Annotated in this window: 16 protein-coding genes; 15 read left to right on the forward strand and 1 reads right to left on the reverse strand. The window is 49.0% G+C overall.

The window, feature by feature from the left end; all coding sequences use genetic code 11:
- Nucleotides 1-50 precede the first annotated feature (50 nt).
- The 15 genes from EXU85_RS05140 to EXU85_RS05210 all read left to right on the forward strand — a co-directional run bounded on the left by EXU85_RS05140 (nucleotide 51) and on the right by EXU85_RS05210 (nucleotide 13226).
- Nucleotides 51-578 carry a PAS domain-containing protein gene (locus EXU85_RS05140; RefSeq protein WP_142771039.1) on the forward strand — a complete coding sequence of 176 codons (528 nt, stop codon included), beginning with the start codon at nucleotides 51-53 and terminating at the stop codon, nucleotides 576-578.
- A complete protein-coding gene (locus tag EXU85_RS05145; protein WP_142771040.1) occupies nucleotides 556-804 on the forward strand; it encodes a cysteine-rich CWC family protein in 249 nt (82 codons plus the stop codon). The genes EXU85_RS05140 and EXU85_RS05145 overlap by 23 nt, the downstream gene beginning before the upstream one ends.
- Entirely contained in the window at nucleotides 794-1195 is a 402-nt protein-coding gene (locus tag EXU85_RS05150) for an acyl-CoA thioesterase (protein WP_246859435.1), read from the forward strand. Before EXU85_RS05145 ends, EXU85_RS05150 begins: the two co-directional genes overlap by 11 nt.
- 121 nt (nucleotides 1196-1316) lie before the next feature.
- Nucleotides 1317-1634 carry a hypothetical protein gene (locus EXU85_RS05155; protein WP_142771041.1) on the forward strand — a complete coding sequence of 106 codons (318 nt, stop codon included), beginning with the start codon at nucleotides 1317-1319 and terminating at the stop codon, nucleotides 1632-1634.
- A gap of 123 nt (nucleotides 1635-1757) precedes the next feature.
- On the forward strand, nucleotides 1758-2669 hold the full coding sequence (locus EXU85_RS05160; protein WP_142771042.1) for an NAD(P)/FAD-dependent oxidoreductase: 912 nt from the start codon (nucleotides 1758-1760) through the stop codon (nucleotides 2667-2669).
- Nucleotides 2670-2745: 76 nt separating this feature from the next.
- Nucleotides 2746-3123 carry a hypothetical protein gene (locus EXU85_RS05165; RefSeq protein ID WP_142771043.1) on the forward strand — a complete coding sequence of 126 codons (378 nt, stop codon included), beginning with the start codon at nucleotides 2746-2748 and terminating at the stop codon, nucleotides 3121-3123.
- Between the two features lie 194 nt (nucleotides 3124-3317).
- Nucleotides 3318-3695: a hypothetical protein gene (locus tag EXU85_RS05170; RefSeq protein ID WP_142771044.1), complete on the forward strand. Its 378-nt coding sequence runs from the start codon at nucleotides 3318-3320 to the stop codon at nucleotides 3693-3695.
- A gap of 140 nt (nucleotides 3696-3835) precedes the next feature.
- On the forward strand, nucleotides 3836-6142 hold the full coding sequence (locus EXU85_RS05175) for a TonB-dependent receptor (RefSeq protein WP_142771045.1): 2307 nt from the start codon (nucleotides 3836-3838) through the stop codon (nucleotides 6140-6142).
- A 26-nt stretch (nucleotides 6143-6168) separates the two neighbouring features.
- Nucleotides 6169-6618, forward strand: coding sequence for a hypothetical protein (locus EXU85_RS05180; RefSeq protein ID WP_142771046.1), 450 nt, complete (start codon nucleotides 6169-6171; stop codon nucleotides 6616-6618).
- Nucleotides 6619-6756: 138 nt separating this feature from the next.
- The gene (locus tag EXU85_RS05185; RefSeq protein WP_142771047.1) at nucleotides 6757-7974 is read left to right on the forward strand and encodes a sialidase family protein; all 1218 of its coding nucleotides are present in this window, start codon (nucleotides 6757-6759) and stop codon (nucleotides 7972-7974) included.
- A gap of 158 nt (nucleotides 7975-8132) precedes the next feature.
- Nucleotides 8133-9020 (forward strand): cation diffusion facilitator family transporter, encoded by an 888-nt coding sequence (locus EXU85_RS05190; RefSeq protein ID WP_142771048.1) that lies wholly within the window; start codon nucleotides 8133-8135, stop codon nucleotides 9018-9020.
- Nucleotides 9021-9089: 69 nt separating this feature from the next.
- Complete coding sequence (locus tag EXU85_RS05195; RefSeq protein WP_142771049.1) at nucleotides 9090-9776, forward strand: response regulator transcription factor; 687 nt, start codon at nucleotides 9090-9092, stop codon at nucleotides 9774-9776.
- A 3-nt stretch (nucleotides 9777-9779) separates the two neighbouring features.
- Nucleotides 9780-11147: an ATP-binding protein gene (locus EXU85_RS05200; protein ID WP_142771050.1), complete on the forward strand. Its 1368-nt coding sequence runs from the start codon at nucleotides 9780-9782 to the stop codon at nucleotides 11145-11147.
- A 126-nt stretch (nucleotides 11148-11273) separates the two neighbouring features.
- On the forward strand, nucleotides 11274-11522 hold the full coding sequence (locus tag EXU85_RS05205) for a hypothetical protein (RefSeq protein ID WP_142771051.1): 249 nt from the start codon (nucleotides 11274-11276) through the stop codon (nucleotides 11520-11522).
- 66 nt (nucleotides 11523-11588) lie between these two features.
- Nucleotides 11589-13226 (forward strand): SulP family inorganic anion transporter, encoded by a 1638-nt coding sequence (locus EXU85_RS05210; protein WP_142771052.1) that lies wholly within the window; start codon nucleotides 11589-11591, stop codon nucleotides 13224-13226.
- Nucleotides 13227-13229: 3 nt separating this feature from the next.
- Here EXU85_RS05210 and EXU85_RS05215 read toward each other — a convergent pair whose 3' ends face one another.
- A complete protein-coding gene (locus EXU85_RS05215) occupies nucleotides 13230-15755 on the reverse strand; it encodes a TonB-dependent receptor domain-containing protein (protein WP_142771053.1) in 2526 nt (841 codons plus the stop codon).
- Between the last annotated feature and the right edge of the window lie 29 nt (nucleotides 15756-15784).

Raw genomic sequence — 15784 nt, forward strand, 5'->3', positions numbered from 1 at the left:
CAAATGGTCTTCGGTCAGCTAGCTGACCGAAGACTTTACCTTATTCTTCTATGGATTTCTGCGGACCTTACGATCAATACCTTGCTGAACGGGATAAGCCTTTTCTGCATGCCCCGTTATTGGCGGGCTGGGAATTCAGGCAAAAAACGCCCCTGGTGACCGAAAAAGGTGGGTGGATGTCGTTAGCCAAAGCGCAGGACTGGGTATTGCCCGCATCAATGCGTCAGGATTTGCTAAGCGATGCCTGGGCAGTTATCATTACAGATACCGACCAGCTTATTCGATACGTGAACCCCCATTTTGAAGCAATGACGGGTTATACCAGCCAGGAAACCCTGGGACGCCGACCAAATTTTTTGCAGGGCGAAGGCACATCTCTACGCACCCGGCAACATATCAGACAAGCTATTGATCGGCAGAAATCAGTACGTGGACGGTTGCTGAATTATCGGAAAGACCGAACGCCTTACTGGTGCCAGGTGGTAATTCGACCGATCGTAAACCGGCAGAAACAGGTAGTCAATTATATCGCCTTTGAACAGGAAGTCGAAGCCAATGGAACGCCAATTGTCCGGTAAACATGAACATACCGCCTGCCCGCGCTGCCACCAATTATTCGAGTGCCGCGTGGGGAGCATTAACTTGTGTCAATGCCAGTCAGTCCAACTAACTGACGAGCAACGACAGTATGTCAGATCGGCTTATCAGGGTTGTTTATGTGCCGACTGCCTGGTGGCCGTCCGAACGGAGTATAACCACCTGACTCACCAAACTACACTAACCGATTTATTACGTGGGCATTAACGAAACGCCAGAACTAGAAGCCCGAATTGCAGCGGCAGAAACCCGAATCTTCAAAGCTGTTTTTCCCAGTACAACCAATCATTACGATACGCTTTTTGGGGGAACGGCCCTGCAATTGATGGATGAAGTGGCTTTTATTGCCGCCACCCGGTTTTCACGGAAACGCATGGTCACGGTATCGTCCGATAAAATCAATTTTACCAAGTCGATTCCGGCGGGTACTATCATTGAACTGGTTGGCCGGGTTGAGCATGTGGGAAACACTAGTATTCGGATTGCCGTCGAGATTTATGTCGAAGAAATGTATTCGATGGAGCGGCACAAAGCCATCCATGGAACATTCACGTTCGTAGCGCTTGATGAGGATAAAAAACCAATCCGTATTGTTTAACAGAACGATTTAATTTTTCTGACAGGATTTACAAGATTAGCAGGATTGGTTCTCGCCCGTCAAAATCTTGTAAATCCTGTTAATCCTGTCAGAGAAAATCATACTCCGGCCACCGGAAACCATGAATTATAAACTGACAACGACGCTAAAAAAAGCAGATACCGAAGGCCGAATTCCGGCCTATACCCTGGACCAGTACATTCGTCAGGAGCTATCGCAGCAATTAATTGCCAGGCTGACACCCCATTTGCCAATTGACCGAAGTACAGAGCTTTTGCCTACAAATCAGGAATCCGTTGATTTTACAACTGAGCTTATTTTCCTGAAACCTCATCAATGGCAACAAATAAAACAGGCCTTAACTGGAACGCTCGAATCGCTGCCGCCCGAGCAGCAATGTTCGGTTCAGCAATTGATTAGTGAGGTGGACCAAAGTTGATATAAGGTAGATGTAGCCTATTAATCAAGGGTAAATTTTCTTTTTGCAACATTGTTGCAAAAAGAAAATTTACCCTTACTTTTGCTTCATGGCAAGTCAAACTAGAGCTTACCTCATACACTTATGACATCAGCTCAACCAGACTACGAAATTATTATTGTTGGCGGTAGTTATGCAGGTTTAAGTGCTGCTTTGGTGTTAGGTAGGTCATTGCGTCGGGTACTGGTTTTGGATAGCGGACAGCCAGCCAATCGCCAAACTCCGCATTCGCACAGTTTCCTGACGCGCGATGGGGCAACACCGGCCGAGTTAGCAACCATTGCCCGCCAACAGGCACTGGCGTACTCAACGGTAACGATTAAAACAGCCACTGTTACAAGGGCAATCAAGCAGGATACTGGATTTATCGTCTCAACCGACGCCGGTGATTCCTATTCGGCCGGTCGATTGCTGCTGGCGACGGGGCTAACCGACCAGATGTTACCCATTCCTGGTTTCGCGGAGTGCTGGGGCATTTCGGTATTGCATTGTCCGTATTGTCACGGCTATGAAGTGCACGGGCAGGCGCTGGGCGTACTGGCAAACGGCGATGCAGGTTTCGAGATGGGCCGACTGATTCACCACTGGAGCGCTAATCTTACGCTGTTTACAAATGGCCCGTCTACGTTATCGCCGGAGCAGACAGCCGCTTTGAAACGCCATCAAATCACAATTATAGAGACGCCAATTTCGGTCATCCCTCATCAGGACGGCCAGTTAAGCGGATTGTTGCTAGCCAATCAAACACATTACCCATTGGCCGCCTTGTTTGCACGACCTCCCATGCATCAGGCGTCTACGCTTGGCTGGCAATTAGGCTGTTTGCATGACGACATGGGTTTTGTGCAAGTTGATGACTTTGGCCGAACCACTATTCCGGGCGTATTTGCCGCAGGCGACACGCACACAATGATGCGTCAGGTAACGGTAGCTGCCACCAATGGTATGCGGGCAGCCGTGACACTCAACAAAGAGATGCTTGAGGAAACCTTTTAAGTTGAGGAAATTATTCCCGTCGGGTTTTAACCTGGCGAGAATAAAAATACGCTACGCTGCCGTACCTTTGTGGCAGATGAAAATCGCACTGGTCTATATCCTCCTGATTGCAACATTGCTGCCGACGGTCAGCCAGTGGGGGACCATTGCGTATTATCATGCCAACAAAGACTACATTGCCCGCGTCCTCTGCGAAAACCGCGATAAACCGCAGTTGCACTGCGACGGTAAATGTTATCTGGCTAAACAGCTGAAGGCCCAGCAGGAACGGCAGGACAAAGACATGACTGCCCGTTTGCAGGATTTGCCGATCATTACCTTATTCTGCTCCGATATTAGTACGTTTTTGATGATGCCGCCATCTATGCGCTTATTGGTGAATCAGTTACCGGTTTATCAACTGCCAGACTATCGTGCGCCCCTGGTCTCGCTGTTTCAGCCACCCCAATTATAGCCTCTTCCCATCTTGCTCTTGTGTGACCCCGACGGGGTCACACAAAATGTACTTCAATTCCAATTTGATTGATTGCTTACTTTTAAATCGATTGCAGAGGAATACTTGTTATATTACTCAATATCCTGATATCTAGTTGATTAGTCAAGGTCGTTCTGGTTAATTTTTTGCTCTCTGTAGTGGGAATCCCCTTTATGCGGACACTCGTACTTTATAGTTTACTGGTTGCGACAATGCTACCGACGGTCAGTCCGTGGGGAGTCATCGCGCATTACCAGCTTAATAAAGAGTACATTGCCCGTGTTCTTTGCGAAAACCGCGATAAGCCTCAACTACACTGTAATGGTCAGTGCTACTTAGCCAAACGACTAAAAGCACAACAGGATAAACAGGATAAAGAAACAACCGAACGAGTGCAGAATATACCTGTTATTCAGTTGTTTTGTGAAGCGGCTCTTCCCTTTCAGTTCGTTCCCATCTGGCAACTGCTTCAGTCCGTTGGGTTTTCAGATTACCGTTTTCCCGTCTATATAGCCCCCTTGATGGGTTTGTTTCGCCCTCCACGCGTTTAAGTCAGGCCTAAACCTATACCATAGGTTTTTCTAAAATGACTGCTCCAGTGCTAAAAAATAAGCATGGGCCAGTCAATTCGTTTGACTTAAACTAAAATTTCGTGAAAATTTATAAATATCTCATAGCCTGTTGGTTATGTATGTTAGTTGCGTTCAATTCCTTTGCCCAGAACGAACAGAAAGGGCTTGTTTTTGACGCGCAAACCAAAGAGCCTTTACCCGGCGTAACCATTTCCTGGGCCGATGGTAAATCCGGTGCCGTTACCGATGCAAACGGCCATTTTTCGGTTGCGTCGAGTACCACAAAAGTCGTTGTATCGGCAGTGGGCTATCGGCGGCAGGAAGTTACGCTGGTAGCTGGTCAGTCGTTACGCATTGAACTGGAACCAGCTGCTGAAGATCTCCAAACGGTGGTAGTGACCGGGAATCGCGAGGCTGCGCTACGGACCGAAACGCCCATTGCGATTTCCAAACTCTCGGCCAAACTGATCAACGAAACCAAGCCGACGAGCATCTACGAAGTCATCAATAAAACGCCGGGTGTGCTCATGGTGAACCTCAATAACGAGCAGCACATGATGGCCATCCGGCAGCCAATGACGACCAACGCCTATTTCCTGTACATGGAAGATGGCGTACCTATTCGGCCAATGGGTGTGTTTAATCATAACGCCCTGCTCGAAATGAATCAGTTTACGGTCAGCTCCATTGAGGTAGTTAAGGGCCCGGTATCGTCGATTTACGGTCCTGAAGCCGTGGGTGGCGCGGTGAATTTCATTACGCAACGGCCAACGGCGGTTCCAACTGCCCGCGTGGGTATTCAGTTCGACCAATGGGGGTATAAGCGGCTCCAGTTTGGTGCTGGTGCCCGGCAGGGTAAGTTTGGGATTTATCTGGGCGGTTTCGTATCAAAGCAGCGTGATTCATGGATGGCCAGTTCTGACTATGACAAGTCATCGTATTTCGCCCGACTCGAATATGCCTTTACGCCCAGAACTCGCCTGACGGGTACGTTGTCGTATAATGATTACAATTCGCAAACCAGCGGGAGTGTAGACAGTACGGCCTTTTTTGCCCGGCAATACGTGAGCACCACCGATTTTACGTACCGCAAAACGTTCTCGTTACGAAGCCGATTGACTTTAGAGCATGACTGGAAGGGCGGCTCTCAGTCGTTCATTACGGCTTTTGTACGGAACAACAGCGTGGGTCAGAATCCGGCCTATTCCATTCGGTGGACAACGGGTGCGGCAACGGCTACGGGGCAGATCAATAGCAATGATTTCAAGAGTTATGGTTTCATTGCCCAGCATACGCAGAAGCTGAATTTCCTGAACAGCAAGCTGATTGTAGGAACCACGCTCGACCTATCGCCGAATACGTATTACGCCTACCAGACCGACCTGACAACGGAACTCCGGGCCGACAAAAAATCGGTGATCAAGTACACGCAGGTGAAAGAGCGACCCGATATTCAACTGGCGAATTACCAGGCCGATATTCATAATGTAGCGGCTTATGTGCAGTATGATTTCGAGCCACTGCCCAAACTGCGCCTGTCGGCAGGATTGCGTTACGATCGCATGGCGTTTGATTATACGAATGCGCTCGACAAGAGTACGGGCAGTAAGGATTACAGCCAGGCAACGCCCAAAATCGGTGCAACCTATGATCTGGGCAATGGCAAAGGGCTATATGCCAACTATGCCAAAGGTTTTTCGCCACCAGCCCTCACGTCGATTTTCCTGAAACGAACCACGCCCACGGCTTCCGGCGATTTATTCTACTACAACCTGCAACCCACCAAATTCGACAACATGGAAATCGGGGGCTGGGCTTCGTTGCTGAACAACAAGGTGTACGTCGATGCTGCGCTTTACCAGATGAATGGCACGAACGAGCTACTCAGCATCCGTCAGCCTGATAACTCAACCGACTACCAATCCGCAGGAAAGACATTGCATCGGGGTGTTGAGTTAGGCGTTACCTATCGCCCGTCGAAGCAGGTGTTTTTCCGTTTTGGGGGAACACATGCGGTACACCAGTTTGTCGAATTTACGCTGAGCCAACGGGCTTCCGATGTCATTCAGAACGTAAACGGAAAGGACATGCCATCGGCTCCACGAACGCTCTGGAATACCGAAATCAGCTATTATCCAGTCTGGCTGAAGAATTTCCGGACATCGGTTGAGTGGCAGCATGTCGCAAGCTGGTATCAGAATCAGACCAGTACGGTCAATTATGGCGGGTATGATTTCGCGAATGTCCGGGTGGGTTACCAATGGAAAGGCATCGAGGTGTTTTCGAATATCCTGAACGTAACCAACGCACTCTTCGCCACTAACGCCACGCGCGGAAACAACGCCACCGACCGAACAACCTACACGCCTGCGGCTCCACGCACGTTTGTGGTTGGCGTTCAGTACAATTTTGCGGGTAAACGCTAAACGAAGTCAACCAATTAAACCCAGCTATGATGAATACGCTAACTGGATTAGCCTTTGGACTCACGCTGTTGGCTAGTGGCTGTCAGTCAACATCGAGTGAACATCACCACCCCGATTCGCAGCATAAATCAATAATCGAAGGACCCGTCGCTGAACTGGAAAAGCAGGTGCTGGCTACCCACGATAGTTTGATGCCGCAGATGAGTGAACTGATCCGACTCAAAAAAGCTGTAACGCTCCATCTTGAGAAGACCACCGACGCAACAGACGCAAAACGAGGCATTGCGGTGACGGCTCAATTGGATAGTGCCGATCACTTAATGACCGATTGGATGCACGAGTACAATGGCGATACACTTAAACAGCTTGACCAGACCAGGGCGCTTGCTTATCTAAAGGCCGAACAGACGAAAGTTAATGCGCTACGCGATAAAATGCGAAAAAGCATTGCTGAAGCAACAAGCTATCTGGATTGACATAAAAGTTAATGGATAATGAATAATGTAAAATGGATAATGTAAAATGAATGGTGGGTAATGTTTTGATTTTCAGGGATTTGGTTGCCAATTATTCATTATCCATTTTACATTATCCATTAGTTTAAATAACCTAAAATGATGACCTACTCATTTCTATTTTCGATTCTCGGCTGGCTATTGAGCTGGCTACCAGCTACCGAAACAGCCGTATCTAACCCCCAATTCGTGGGTGCCGTTCCCCGATTAACGACCGATGCCTCGGGCAATCCACTGCTCAGTTGGGCCGAAAAAGAGGGCGATAAAGGGAGCGCATTTTATTTCGCCCTATCGACTGATGGTGGGCAAACCTTCGGTCAGAAAGTTCGGGTAAAGGCCCCGGCCAATCTCTCGACTCATGCGGAAGGTATGCCAAAGATTGCAGCTAAAGAAGACGGTACATTGGTGGCTGTTTTTGAAGTGCCGAATCCCACGCCATCGTCACGCTTTGCCGGTGATTTGCTCTATGTTATGTCGTCCGATAAAGGCCAGACCTGGACTGAACCCAAGCCCGTTCATCAGGATGTGCGGCCCGGAACGAGCCATTCGTTCAGTGACATTACACGCCTGCCCAATGGCGAAATCGGTGTGGTTTTCCTGGACGAAAAGCTGCCGGGGCAGGAGGGGCGTCCCGTTGTGTTTGCCCAGACGACGAAAGGAAAAGGATTTGGTGCCGCTGTGCTCGTCGATAATAATGCCTGTCAATGCTGCCGGACAAATGTATTTGTAGATGCAAAGAAACAGATTCATCTGACCTATCGCGATTTGTTACCCGCGACCAAAACTGGTGAAATCGCTTCCCGTGATATGAGCACCGCTGTTTCGACGGATGGCGGTAAAACATTCAGCAAACCACAAGTTGTGTTTGCCGATCATTGGCAGGTCAACGCGTGTCCGCATGCAGGGCCTGTCGTCGCGCAGGTGGGTAATGACATTCTGGCGACCTGGTTTTCGGGTAAGGAAGATGCTGCTGGATTACGGCTTGCCCGTTTCGGTTCTGACAAACTGGTGGGCAGTGTGTTATCAAATCGGGCGAAACACCCTCAGGTAGCGACCGTTGGTGGACGACTGGTGTGGGTTTGGGACGAGTCGATTTCCAAAGATGGTTCCAACGAAATGGGCTCGTTCGTGCAGCGAATTGGCATGCGGACCGTTGCTGGGGGAGCGGTTAGTCCAACTGTGTACCTTACGCCAGAATCGGTTGATGCTACCTACCCGGCTGTGTTGGGCACCAAAAATGGAACCCTGGTTGCTTATGAGCAGACGGTGAACAAGCAGAATTCGGTTATTGTAGTACGGCTGATAGAGGCACTTTGATGGGTTAATACTGATCATCCCGGTCGGGTGAGTAGCGTCTTCCTACACGCCCGACCGGGACGATCAGTACTACAAACAAAAATAGATAAAACCAAAACTCTCTAAAAAGGCTTTTTACCTAAAGCCGTACAGAATTCCGTCGGCTACTGAACGAACGGATGGAATCATCGACACTGGAACCACATAAAGCCCGGCGGGGCGAAAAGACAACCCTTATTGGTATTGGTATCAATATTGGCCTGGTGCTGGTGAAAGGAATTGCCGGTTGGCTGGGTCATTCCTATGCCTTAATTGCCGACGCTATCGAGTCAGCCACAGATATTGTGACCTCCCTTTTTGTTTGGGCGGGGCTACGGACGGCCTCAAAAGCCCCCGATCAAAACCATCCATACGGTCACGGCAAAGCCGAGCCCTTAGCGACTATTGTGGTTTCACTGGCACTGGTGGGAGCCGCTATTTTGATTGCGGTGCAAAGCATCCAGAAAATTCAGGTACCCCACGCTATTCCGGCACCGTTTACACTGGTCGTACTGGCGGGTGTGGTCATTGTGAAAGAGGTCTTGTTTAGACGTATAGAGAAAGTCGGTAATGAAGTGGAAAGCAGTGCGGTTAAAGCCGACGCCTGGCACCATCGCAGCGATGCCATCACCTCGCTAACGGCCTTTATCGGCATCAGTATTGCGCTCATTGGCGGCCCCGGTTACGAAAGTGCCGACGACTGGGCTGCACTGGTGGCTTCGTGCTTTATCCTGTATAACGCCTATCATATTTTCCGCCCGTCGTTTGGTGAGCTGATGGACGAAACACCAGTGGGTGACTGGCAACAGGAACTGGAAACCATTGCCCTGACCGTGCCGAAAGTAACCGGCATTGATAAATACCGGGTTCGGAAAGCGGGCTTTGAGTATTTTATCGACTTACACGTAAAAGTACCGGGCCACTTAACCGTTAGTCAGGGGCACGAGATTGCCCACGCTGTGAAAGCGGCCATCCTGGAAGCCCGTCCTGCTGTTTATGATGTACTTGTACATATTGAACCGGCCTAGCTACAAAGGCCACTTAGCTTAGTCTAATCCAAATTCATGTTACTTTCGCTTTTGTTTTGAAGAGCCGCTATGCGAATTTTAATCGTTGAAGATGAGTGGGAGGTTGCTTCACTCATTAAAATTGGTTTGGAGGAGTACGATTTTGAGGCTGATATTGCGGGCAATGCAATGGAAGCGCAGAAGCAACTCGCTGAGCGCGACTACGACAGTGTAATACTGGACGTGAATCTGCCGGTAATCAATGGGTTTGACCTGTGTCGAATGATTCGGAATCGGTTTGAAACCCTGCCGATTCTGATGTTGACCGCTTTTGGCAGCACCGATAGTAAGGTGAATGGCTTTGAAGCCGGAGCCGATGATTATCTGGTAAAACCATTCGAGTTTCGTGAACTGGTAGCGCGTTTACGGGCCCTAAACCGGCGCAGTAATGCAGCTACACCTGCCGAGGTAACGGTACTTAAACTAGCGGATCTGGAATTCAATTTGCACAGTAAGACCGTAAAACGGGGAAATCAGAAACTTACTCTAACGGCTCGTGAATTAGCTTTGCTTGAGTTTTTTATGAAAAATCAGGGCCGGGCCCTTACCCGAAACGAAATTACGGAGCACGTTTGGGATATAAATTTCGATACCGGGACCAACCTGGTAGATGTGTACGTCAACTACCTGCGCAAAAAAATAGACCGGGATTTTTCGCTTAAACTGATTCATACCATTAGCGGTATCGGCTATATTATGCGGGCTTCTGATGATTAACCAATGAAAATACGAGCTCGTCTTTCGCTTACGTTCGTGGGGGTGGTAGCAGCTATTTTGGTGCTGTTTTCGTTTGTTGTGTACGCTACATCCGAGTATTTTCGGCAACAGGATTTTTACCTCCAGTTAAGCGACAAAGCAAAAAACGTGGCCCGACTCCTGCTGGATGAAGATGAGATCAATACCCGCCTGCTTCGGATTATTGAACGAAATAACATCACGGCTCTGCCTGAAGAACAGATCAATGTCTATGATCAGAACAATCAGATACTGTATTCAACCCGCGATAGTTCGATCGTAAAACCCGAGGTATTAACGCTTATCCGTGAGAAAAAAGAGGTGTTTTTTCGAAAGCCTCAGGCCGAAATTGTTGGGTTTACGCACCAGCATCAGAACCAGGAATATGTACTGGTGGCCTCGGCTTACGATCAATATGGAATAGAAAAAATCGGCCATTTACGGACCATTATGATCGTGGGTCTGGTTTGTAGCCTGGCGTTAGTGGGTGCAGTTGGGTGGGCCTATGCAGGTCGGTCACTTCGGCCGATTTCCGATGTTGTTCGGCAGGTCGATCAGATTACCGCGTCGAACCTAAATCAGCGCGTAACCGCCGGTAATGACCATGATGAACTGGCTCAACTGGCTCACACGTTCAACCTAATGCTCGACCGGGTACAGGAGGCCTTCGAAGTGCAGCGAAACTTTGTCGCGAATGCGTCGCACGAACTGCGCACACCACTCACCATTATTACGGGGCAAATTGAAGTGACGTTGCTGAAACGACGAACGGTTGAAGAACACGAAGCCAAGTGGGCCGCAGCCCTGGAGGTCATCCAGCGGATGAATAAACTGACCAACAATCTGCTCGACTTGACGCTGGTGAGTTTTGGGGCTACTCCGTTGAAATTCAGTGAAGTATCTATCGACGAAATTATTTATCAGGCCGCTCAGATGCTCATGAACCGGCAGCCTGATTACTCAGTCGTTTTCTCGTTTGATGGCGATATGGATAATGTTCAACCCTCGTTAACACTGGAGGGAAACAAGTCGCTGTTGTACTCGGCTTTTTTTAACCTGATGGAAAATGGCTGTAAGTTTTCGGAGAAAAAACGGGTAGACGTTATTCTCGGTGCCAATGAACGCTGGGTAACAGTGGCGTTTAAAGATGAGGGGGTTGGTATTTTAGAGTCGGACATAAAAAGTATTTACGAACCGTTCTTTCGGGCCGAAAACGTCAAACGGGTGCACGGGCATGGCGTTGGCTTGCCGTTAACCTATCGAATTATTCAATTGCACCGGGGCCAAATTCATGTAGAGTCATCCGTTGGCAAGGGCACTACGTTCCTTGTTCGTCTGCCCAAGACGTTCTAATCGGTTTCTAATCAACTTCTAATGGGTCTCTCATTATCTTCTAACAGACCCTTAATTAAGCCTGTATAAATAGATACGAACTTTGTTGCGTGGAATTTCGAGTGGTGATCTAATCCGTTTCGAGTCATGAACAACAACGTCAACGTTACTACTAAATCCAGCAAGCTTATTAACTGGCTAACCGTCTGGGGCTTTATTTTTTCCGTTATCGCCTATAACCTCTACGTGGATAATCGCCTGAACCGAGACTGGTATCGTACTCAGTATAAGGCCGAAAGCCAGCGGGCCGACTCGTTATATACCGAGAAAGTTCGGTTAGAGAAACGGTTACGTCAAATTGAGGAAGCCAGAGAGGAAGGCATATCGGCACGGTAGAGCCCAATAGACTTCATCTATAGATGGAATCTTGGGTGTTAATTGATATACAACCAGAAATTGATAATGAGTAACAGACAATCTATTTTTCAACCAATTGACTTCAGCAACCTCCAGGGCGACGTTCGGGGTGGTGCGATTTCATTTCTGGTAGCCGTTCCCTTGTGTCTGGGTATTGCGCTGGCATCAGGTGCGCCACTGTTCGCCGGTATTATTGCGGGTATTGTCGGCGGCCTTGTCGTTGGTATTGTTAGCCGATCGTCACTCAGTATTTCGGGGCCGGAAGCGGGACTGATTGTGGTTACCCTGAGTGCTATTGAAACACTGGGGTCGTTCCCCGCTTTTTTGCTGGCTACCTGTATAGCGGGACTTATGCAGGTTGGTTTAGGCTTTGCGCGGGCCGGTATTGTGAGCAATTTTTTTCCATCGTCGGTTATTAAGGGAATGCTCGCCGGTATCGGTATTATTCTCATTGTGAAGCAATTACCGCATCTGGTGGGTTATGATGCCGATGCTGCCGAAGGATTTGCGCTTTTCCAGCCCGGCGGTTTCAACATCATTGAGCAGCTGAATATGGCCCTGGGGCAATTTAGTGGGGTCGCTATTCTGATTGCGCTGGCATCGTTATCCGTGTTTTATTTGTGGGAGCGTCCTGCTTTTCGTAAACTATCCTTTACCAAAAATATACCGGCTGCGTTAGTCGTCGTGTTGTTGGGCATCGGTATCAATGAGCTCGTTCGTGTGGCGTTTCCGCAATGGGCACTGCGAGGTAATCATTTAGTGCAATTACCGGTTCCAGAAAGTCCACAGGCGTTTTTCCAACTATTTACTTTACCCGATTTTTCTCAGTGGACAAATCCATTGGTGTATACATCGGCAGTAGCTATTGCGCTGGTGGCAAGTCTGGAGGCACTATTAGCCATTGAAGCCAGCGATGAACTGGACCCTCTCAAACGAAAAACCCCGGCCAATCATGAATTAAAAGCGCAGGGCATTGGTAATCTGGTTAGCGGTCTGATTGGCGGTATTCCCCTTACATCGGTTATTGTGCGGAGTTCCGTTAGTATCAACGCGGGTGCGCGGACTAAACTAGCCGCACTGATTCATGGGACCTTATTGCTGGTGTGTGTCGTAACACTACCTACGTTGCTAAACAAAATTCCATGGGCTAGCCTGGCCGCTATTCTGCTGGTAACGGGCTACAAACTGGCTCGAATAGAGATCGTTAAGGCTATGTATGCCGAGGGAGTATCTAAATTCATTCCCTTTATCGTGACCATTATCGCTATTCTACTGACCGATTTGCTGACCGGTATTGGTATCGGCATGGTTACGGGAATTGTCTTTATCCTGCATGAGCATTATCAAAATACCCACCGCGTCCGGACTGAGTGGGATAATAACGTGACGCGAATTCACGTGAGCTTAGGAGACCACGTGTCATTTTTGAGCAAGGCTAAACTGCTGAAATTACTGAAGAACGTTCCCGATAACTCGATTGTAGAAATTGATGGAACCGGCTCTTCCTATATTGATAGCGACGTGATTACAGCGATCGAAAACTTCGCTACGGCCGCCCGTCAGCGGAATATCCAGCTTGTTTTTTTATCGGGTCGTGTAGCTGATTCGTCGTTTGTCAGGCTATCAAAGGAGTTCACTAATCACTACCGGACTACCGGTTCACAGTTTCACTTACAACCTTAGGTATCATAACTTCACCTGCACCGTCAGGTAAAACCCGCGGCCATCGGAGGGTAAAATGCCGGGGCCAGGATAACCCGTTGCCCGGCGGGTGAAGTAGGCCGTATTCGCCAGGTTGTTCAGGCTACCCTCTAACCGGAACCGACTGAACTGGTACGAAAGGCTGGCATCCAGGATGGTATAGGCCGGAATAAGCCCGAGCACTGCCGATACACCGCCTTCGGTTGCGTTGGTCGCGTCAGAAAACTGGTTGGACAGGTGTGTATACTGAAACGAGGCTTTCAGGTTTTTATAGCCTATCCGAATGCCACTTTTCAAGTTTACGTTTGGAACAAACTCCACCTGATTGCCCACGACTCCGGCAATTTCGCTGGCTTTGTAGGTTGAATGGATCAGGGCTACGTTGGCAAATAAAACCCCGCTCAGGTTTGGATTCGATGGATTCACTAGCCGAAGAAAATCACCTTCCGCGTAGGATTCAATCCCCATGATAACTGCCTGGCCAATATTGCCCCGGCGACGGAGAACACGGTCGTTGGCATCGTAGAACTGGACTTCGCCAATCCGGTTATTGTAATTCAGATAAAACGCACTGACGTCGAAATTGTATAAGGTAGTCTGCGTGCTGCGGATACCGGCATCGAGCGAATACCCTTTTTCGTCCTGCATGTTAGGGTCAATCACCGACGATGGATTGGAAATACGCATATCAGTGAAGGTGATGGACCGGTAATTCTGAGAAAGATTCCCGTAAATGTCCAACTGGGCAACGGGTTTGTAGCTGATACCGATGCCACCGAGCAGAAACTGACGCCCGTTAGTGCGTAATTCAGTTGTACTGACCGAGTTGATGATATTCCCCGCCAAATCGCGGGTTATCGTGCCATAAAAACCATCGGCTGTGGTTTTAATGTACTCGAATCGAACACCCGGCGTAATAGACAGCTTATCGCCGATGTAGAAAATGTTTTCGGCAAAGGCGGAGACGTTTCGGTTCGGGAATTGGTAGTCGTACGAAATGGCGTTGGCATCGCTGATGAAGTTGAAATCGGCGTCTTTGCCCGTACTGCCTAATCCCTGTACGCTATGGTTATAGCCATGATAATAGCGGCTACCCACCAGCAGTACCGCCTGTTGCTTCGCTACGGAATACCGCTTTAAATACCGGGCTTCGGCGCCATAATTCTGAAAGTCGCCTTTGATCAAATCACGCTCGCTGTTGTCATCGACGCTGGCCACCCGGTTGGGCCGGAACCCTAGTGAATAGCGGTACGCATACAAACCAAACACCCGCAGGTTAAACTCGTTATTCGCGTTGAACTTATGATCGAAATGCAGGGCGGGCATTGTCCAGTTCACCTTAAACCAGTTACGCTCCCGATTGCTTTGCCGTGGATCTTCGCGAAACATAGCATCCGTGAGGCCACCCGGTTGCTGGGCCAGGTAACTCATCTGAGTCAGATCGAAACCCAAGGTTGTTTTCTCCGAAAAATGGTAGTCGATATCGGCGAAGGCGGTGTAGTTGGTGAAGTGCGAATTGGGCCGCCAGCCATCGCCTTTTTTGTATTGAAAGAAGGTGTAGTAACTCAGTTTGCCAACCGTACCGCTGGCGCTGGTAAAGGCATTGTAAAACCCAAACGAGCCAATGGTTTGCCGAGCCGTTAACTCAAACTTGCGATCGGCTACGGGCTTTTTCATGACAAAATTGAGCAAGCCACCAAACTGCGTGCCGTATTGAAGTGAAGCGGCTCCCCGGACGATCTGAATCCGGCCAACGGCTTCGATAGGGGGAGTGTAGTAGCTTTCGGGGTAACCTAATGCATCGGCACTGATATCGTAGCCATTCTGACGCACGTTAAAGTTAGAGCTTCGGTTGGGGTCCAGACCACGTCCGCCCACGCTGAGTTGCAGGCCTGCTCCTTCGTTTTCCCAGATGTTCAGCCCGGCCACGCGGGCGTAAATCTGGCGGGCATTGTTCGTCGAGAGATTTGCGACTAGCTGTTCCGGGATAATCACTTCCGATTTCTTACCCTCGTAGATGCCCATGCTTTCCACACTTCGCATCCGGGTAAAGCCAAAATCCGACTGTTTATCGGTTACGGTCACTTCAGCCAGCGTTTCCTGCCGACTAGCTAGAAAAATGTTTACTGACTGATCGCGCCCAGCCAGGGTAATGGTCAACGTGGTGGCCTTGAAATCAGGCGAACTGGTATTGAGTACGTATTGGCCGTTAGCCAAATTTGTAAAACTAAATCGACCCAGACTGTCCGTTACAGCCTGCCGTTTTCCATCGTTTAGGTAGATGATACAGCCTTTCACGGCCACACTATCTTGTTTCCCCTTCACCGTTCCTGATAGCTGGTACTGGGCGAAGGTGGAGGTGGTTGTAAAGAAAAAAAGTAGCGTTAATGCATTTGAGATAATGGGTTTACGTGCCGTAGGTACGACATATTTGTAGAAAAAGTTAATATCTGATTCTGTTGCGTACCTACGGCACGCGGTTAACGCCACCAAACACTTTTCTACAAACATTTGACCGCTACGCGGCCTTACAACACTAC

The organism is Spirosoma sp. KCTC 42546 (assembly GCF_006965485.1).
Classification (GTDB): Bacteria; Bacteroidota; Bacteroidia; order Cytophagales; family Spirosomataceae; genus Spirosoma.

Excerpts from the sequence above, each read along its gene's own strand:
- EXU85_RS05140 (WP_142771039.1), top strand. The coding sequence starts at position 51 with ATGGATTTCTGCGGACCTTACGATCAATACCTTGCTGAACGGGATAAG.
- EXU85_RS05145 (WP_142771040.1), top strand. The coding sequence starts at position 556 with ATGGAACGCCAATTGTCCGGTAAACATGAACATACCGCCTGCCCGCGC.
- EXU85_RS05155 (WP_142771041.1), top strand. The coding sequence starts at position 1,317 with ATGAATTATAAACTGACAACGACGCTAAAAAAAGCAGATACCGAAGGC.
- EXU85_RS05160 (WP_142771042.1), top strand. The coding sequence starts at position 1,758 with ATGACATCAGCTCAACCAGACTACGAAATTATTATTGTTGGCGGTAGT.
- EXU85_RS05165 (WP_142771043.1), top strand. The coding sequence starts at position 2,746 with ATGAAAATCGCACTGGTCTATATCCTCCTGATTGCAACATTGCTGCCG.
- EXU85_RS05170 (WP_142771044.1), top strand. The coding sequence starts at position 3,318 with ATGCGGACACTCGTACTTTATAGTTTACTGGTTGCGACAATGCTACCG.
- EXU85_RS05175 (WP_142771045.1), top strand. The coding sequence starts at position 3,836 with ATGTTAGTTGCGTTCAATTCCTTTGCCCAGAACGAACAGAAAGGGCTT.
- EXU85_RS05180 (WP_142771046.1), top strand. The coding sequence starts at position 6,169 with ATGATGAATACGCTAACTGGATTAGCCTTTGGACTCACGCTGTTGGCT.
- EXU85_RS05185 (WP_142771047.1), top strand. The coding sequence starts at position 6,757 with ATGATGACCTACTCATTTCTATTTTCGATTCTCGGCTGGCTATTGAGC.
- EXU85_RS05190 (WP_142771048.1), top strand. The coding sequence starts at position 8,133 with ATGGAATCATCGACACTGGAACCACATAAAGCCCGGCGGGGCGAAAAG.
- EXU85_RS05195 (WP_142771049.1), top strand. The coding sequence starts at position 9,090 with ATGCGAATTTTAATCGTTGAAGATGAGTGGGAGGTTGCTTCACTCATT.
- EXU85_RS05200 (WP_142771050.1), top strand. The coding sequence starts at position 9,780 with ATGAAAATACGAGCTCGTCTTTCGCTTACGTTCGTGGGGGTGGTAGCA.
- EXU85_RS05205 (WP_142771051.1), top strand. The coding sequence starts at position 11,274 with ATGAACAACAACGTCAACGTTACTACTAAATCCAGCAAGCTTATTAAC.
- EXU85_RS05210 (WP_142771052.1), top strand. The coding sequence starts at position 11,589 with ATGAGTAACAGACAATCTATTTTTCAACCAATTGACTTCAGCAACCTC.
- EXU85_RS05215 (WP_142771053.1), bottom strand. The coding sequence starts at position 15,755 with ATGTTTGTAGAAAAGTGTTTGGTGGCGTTAACCGCGTGCCGTAGGTAC.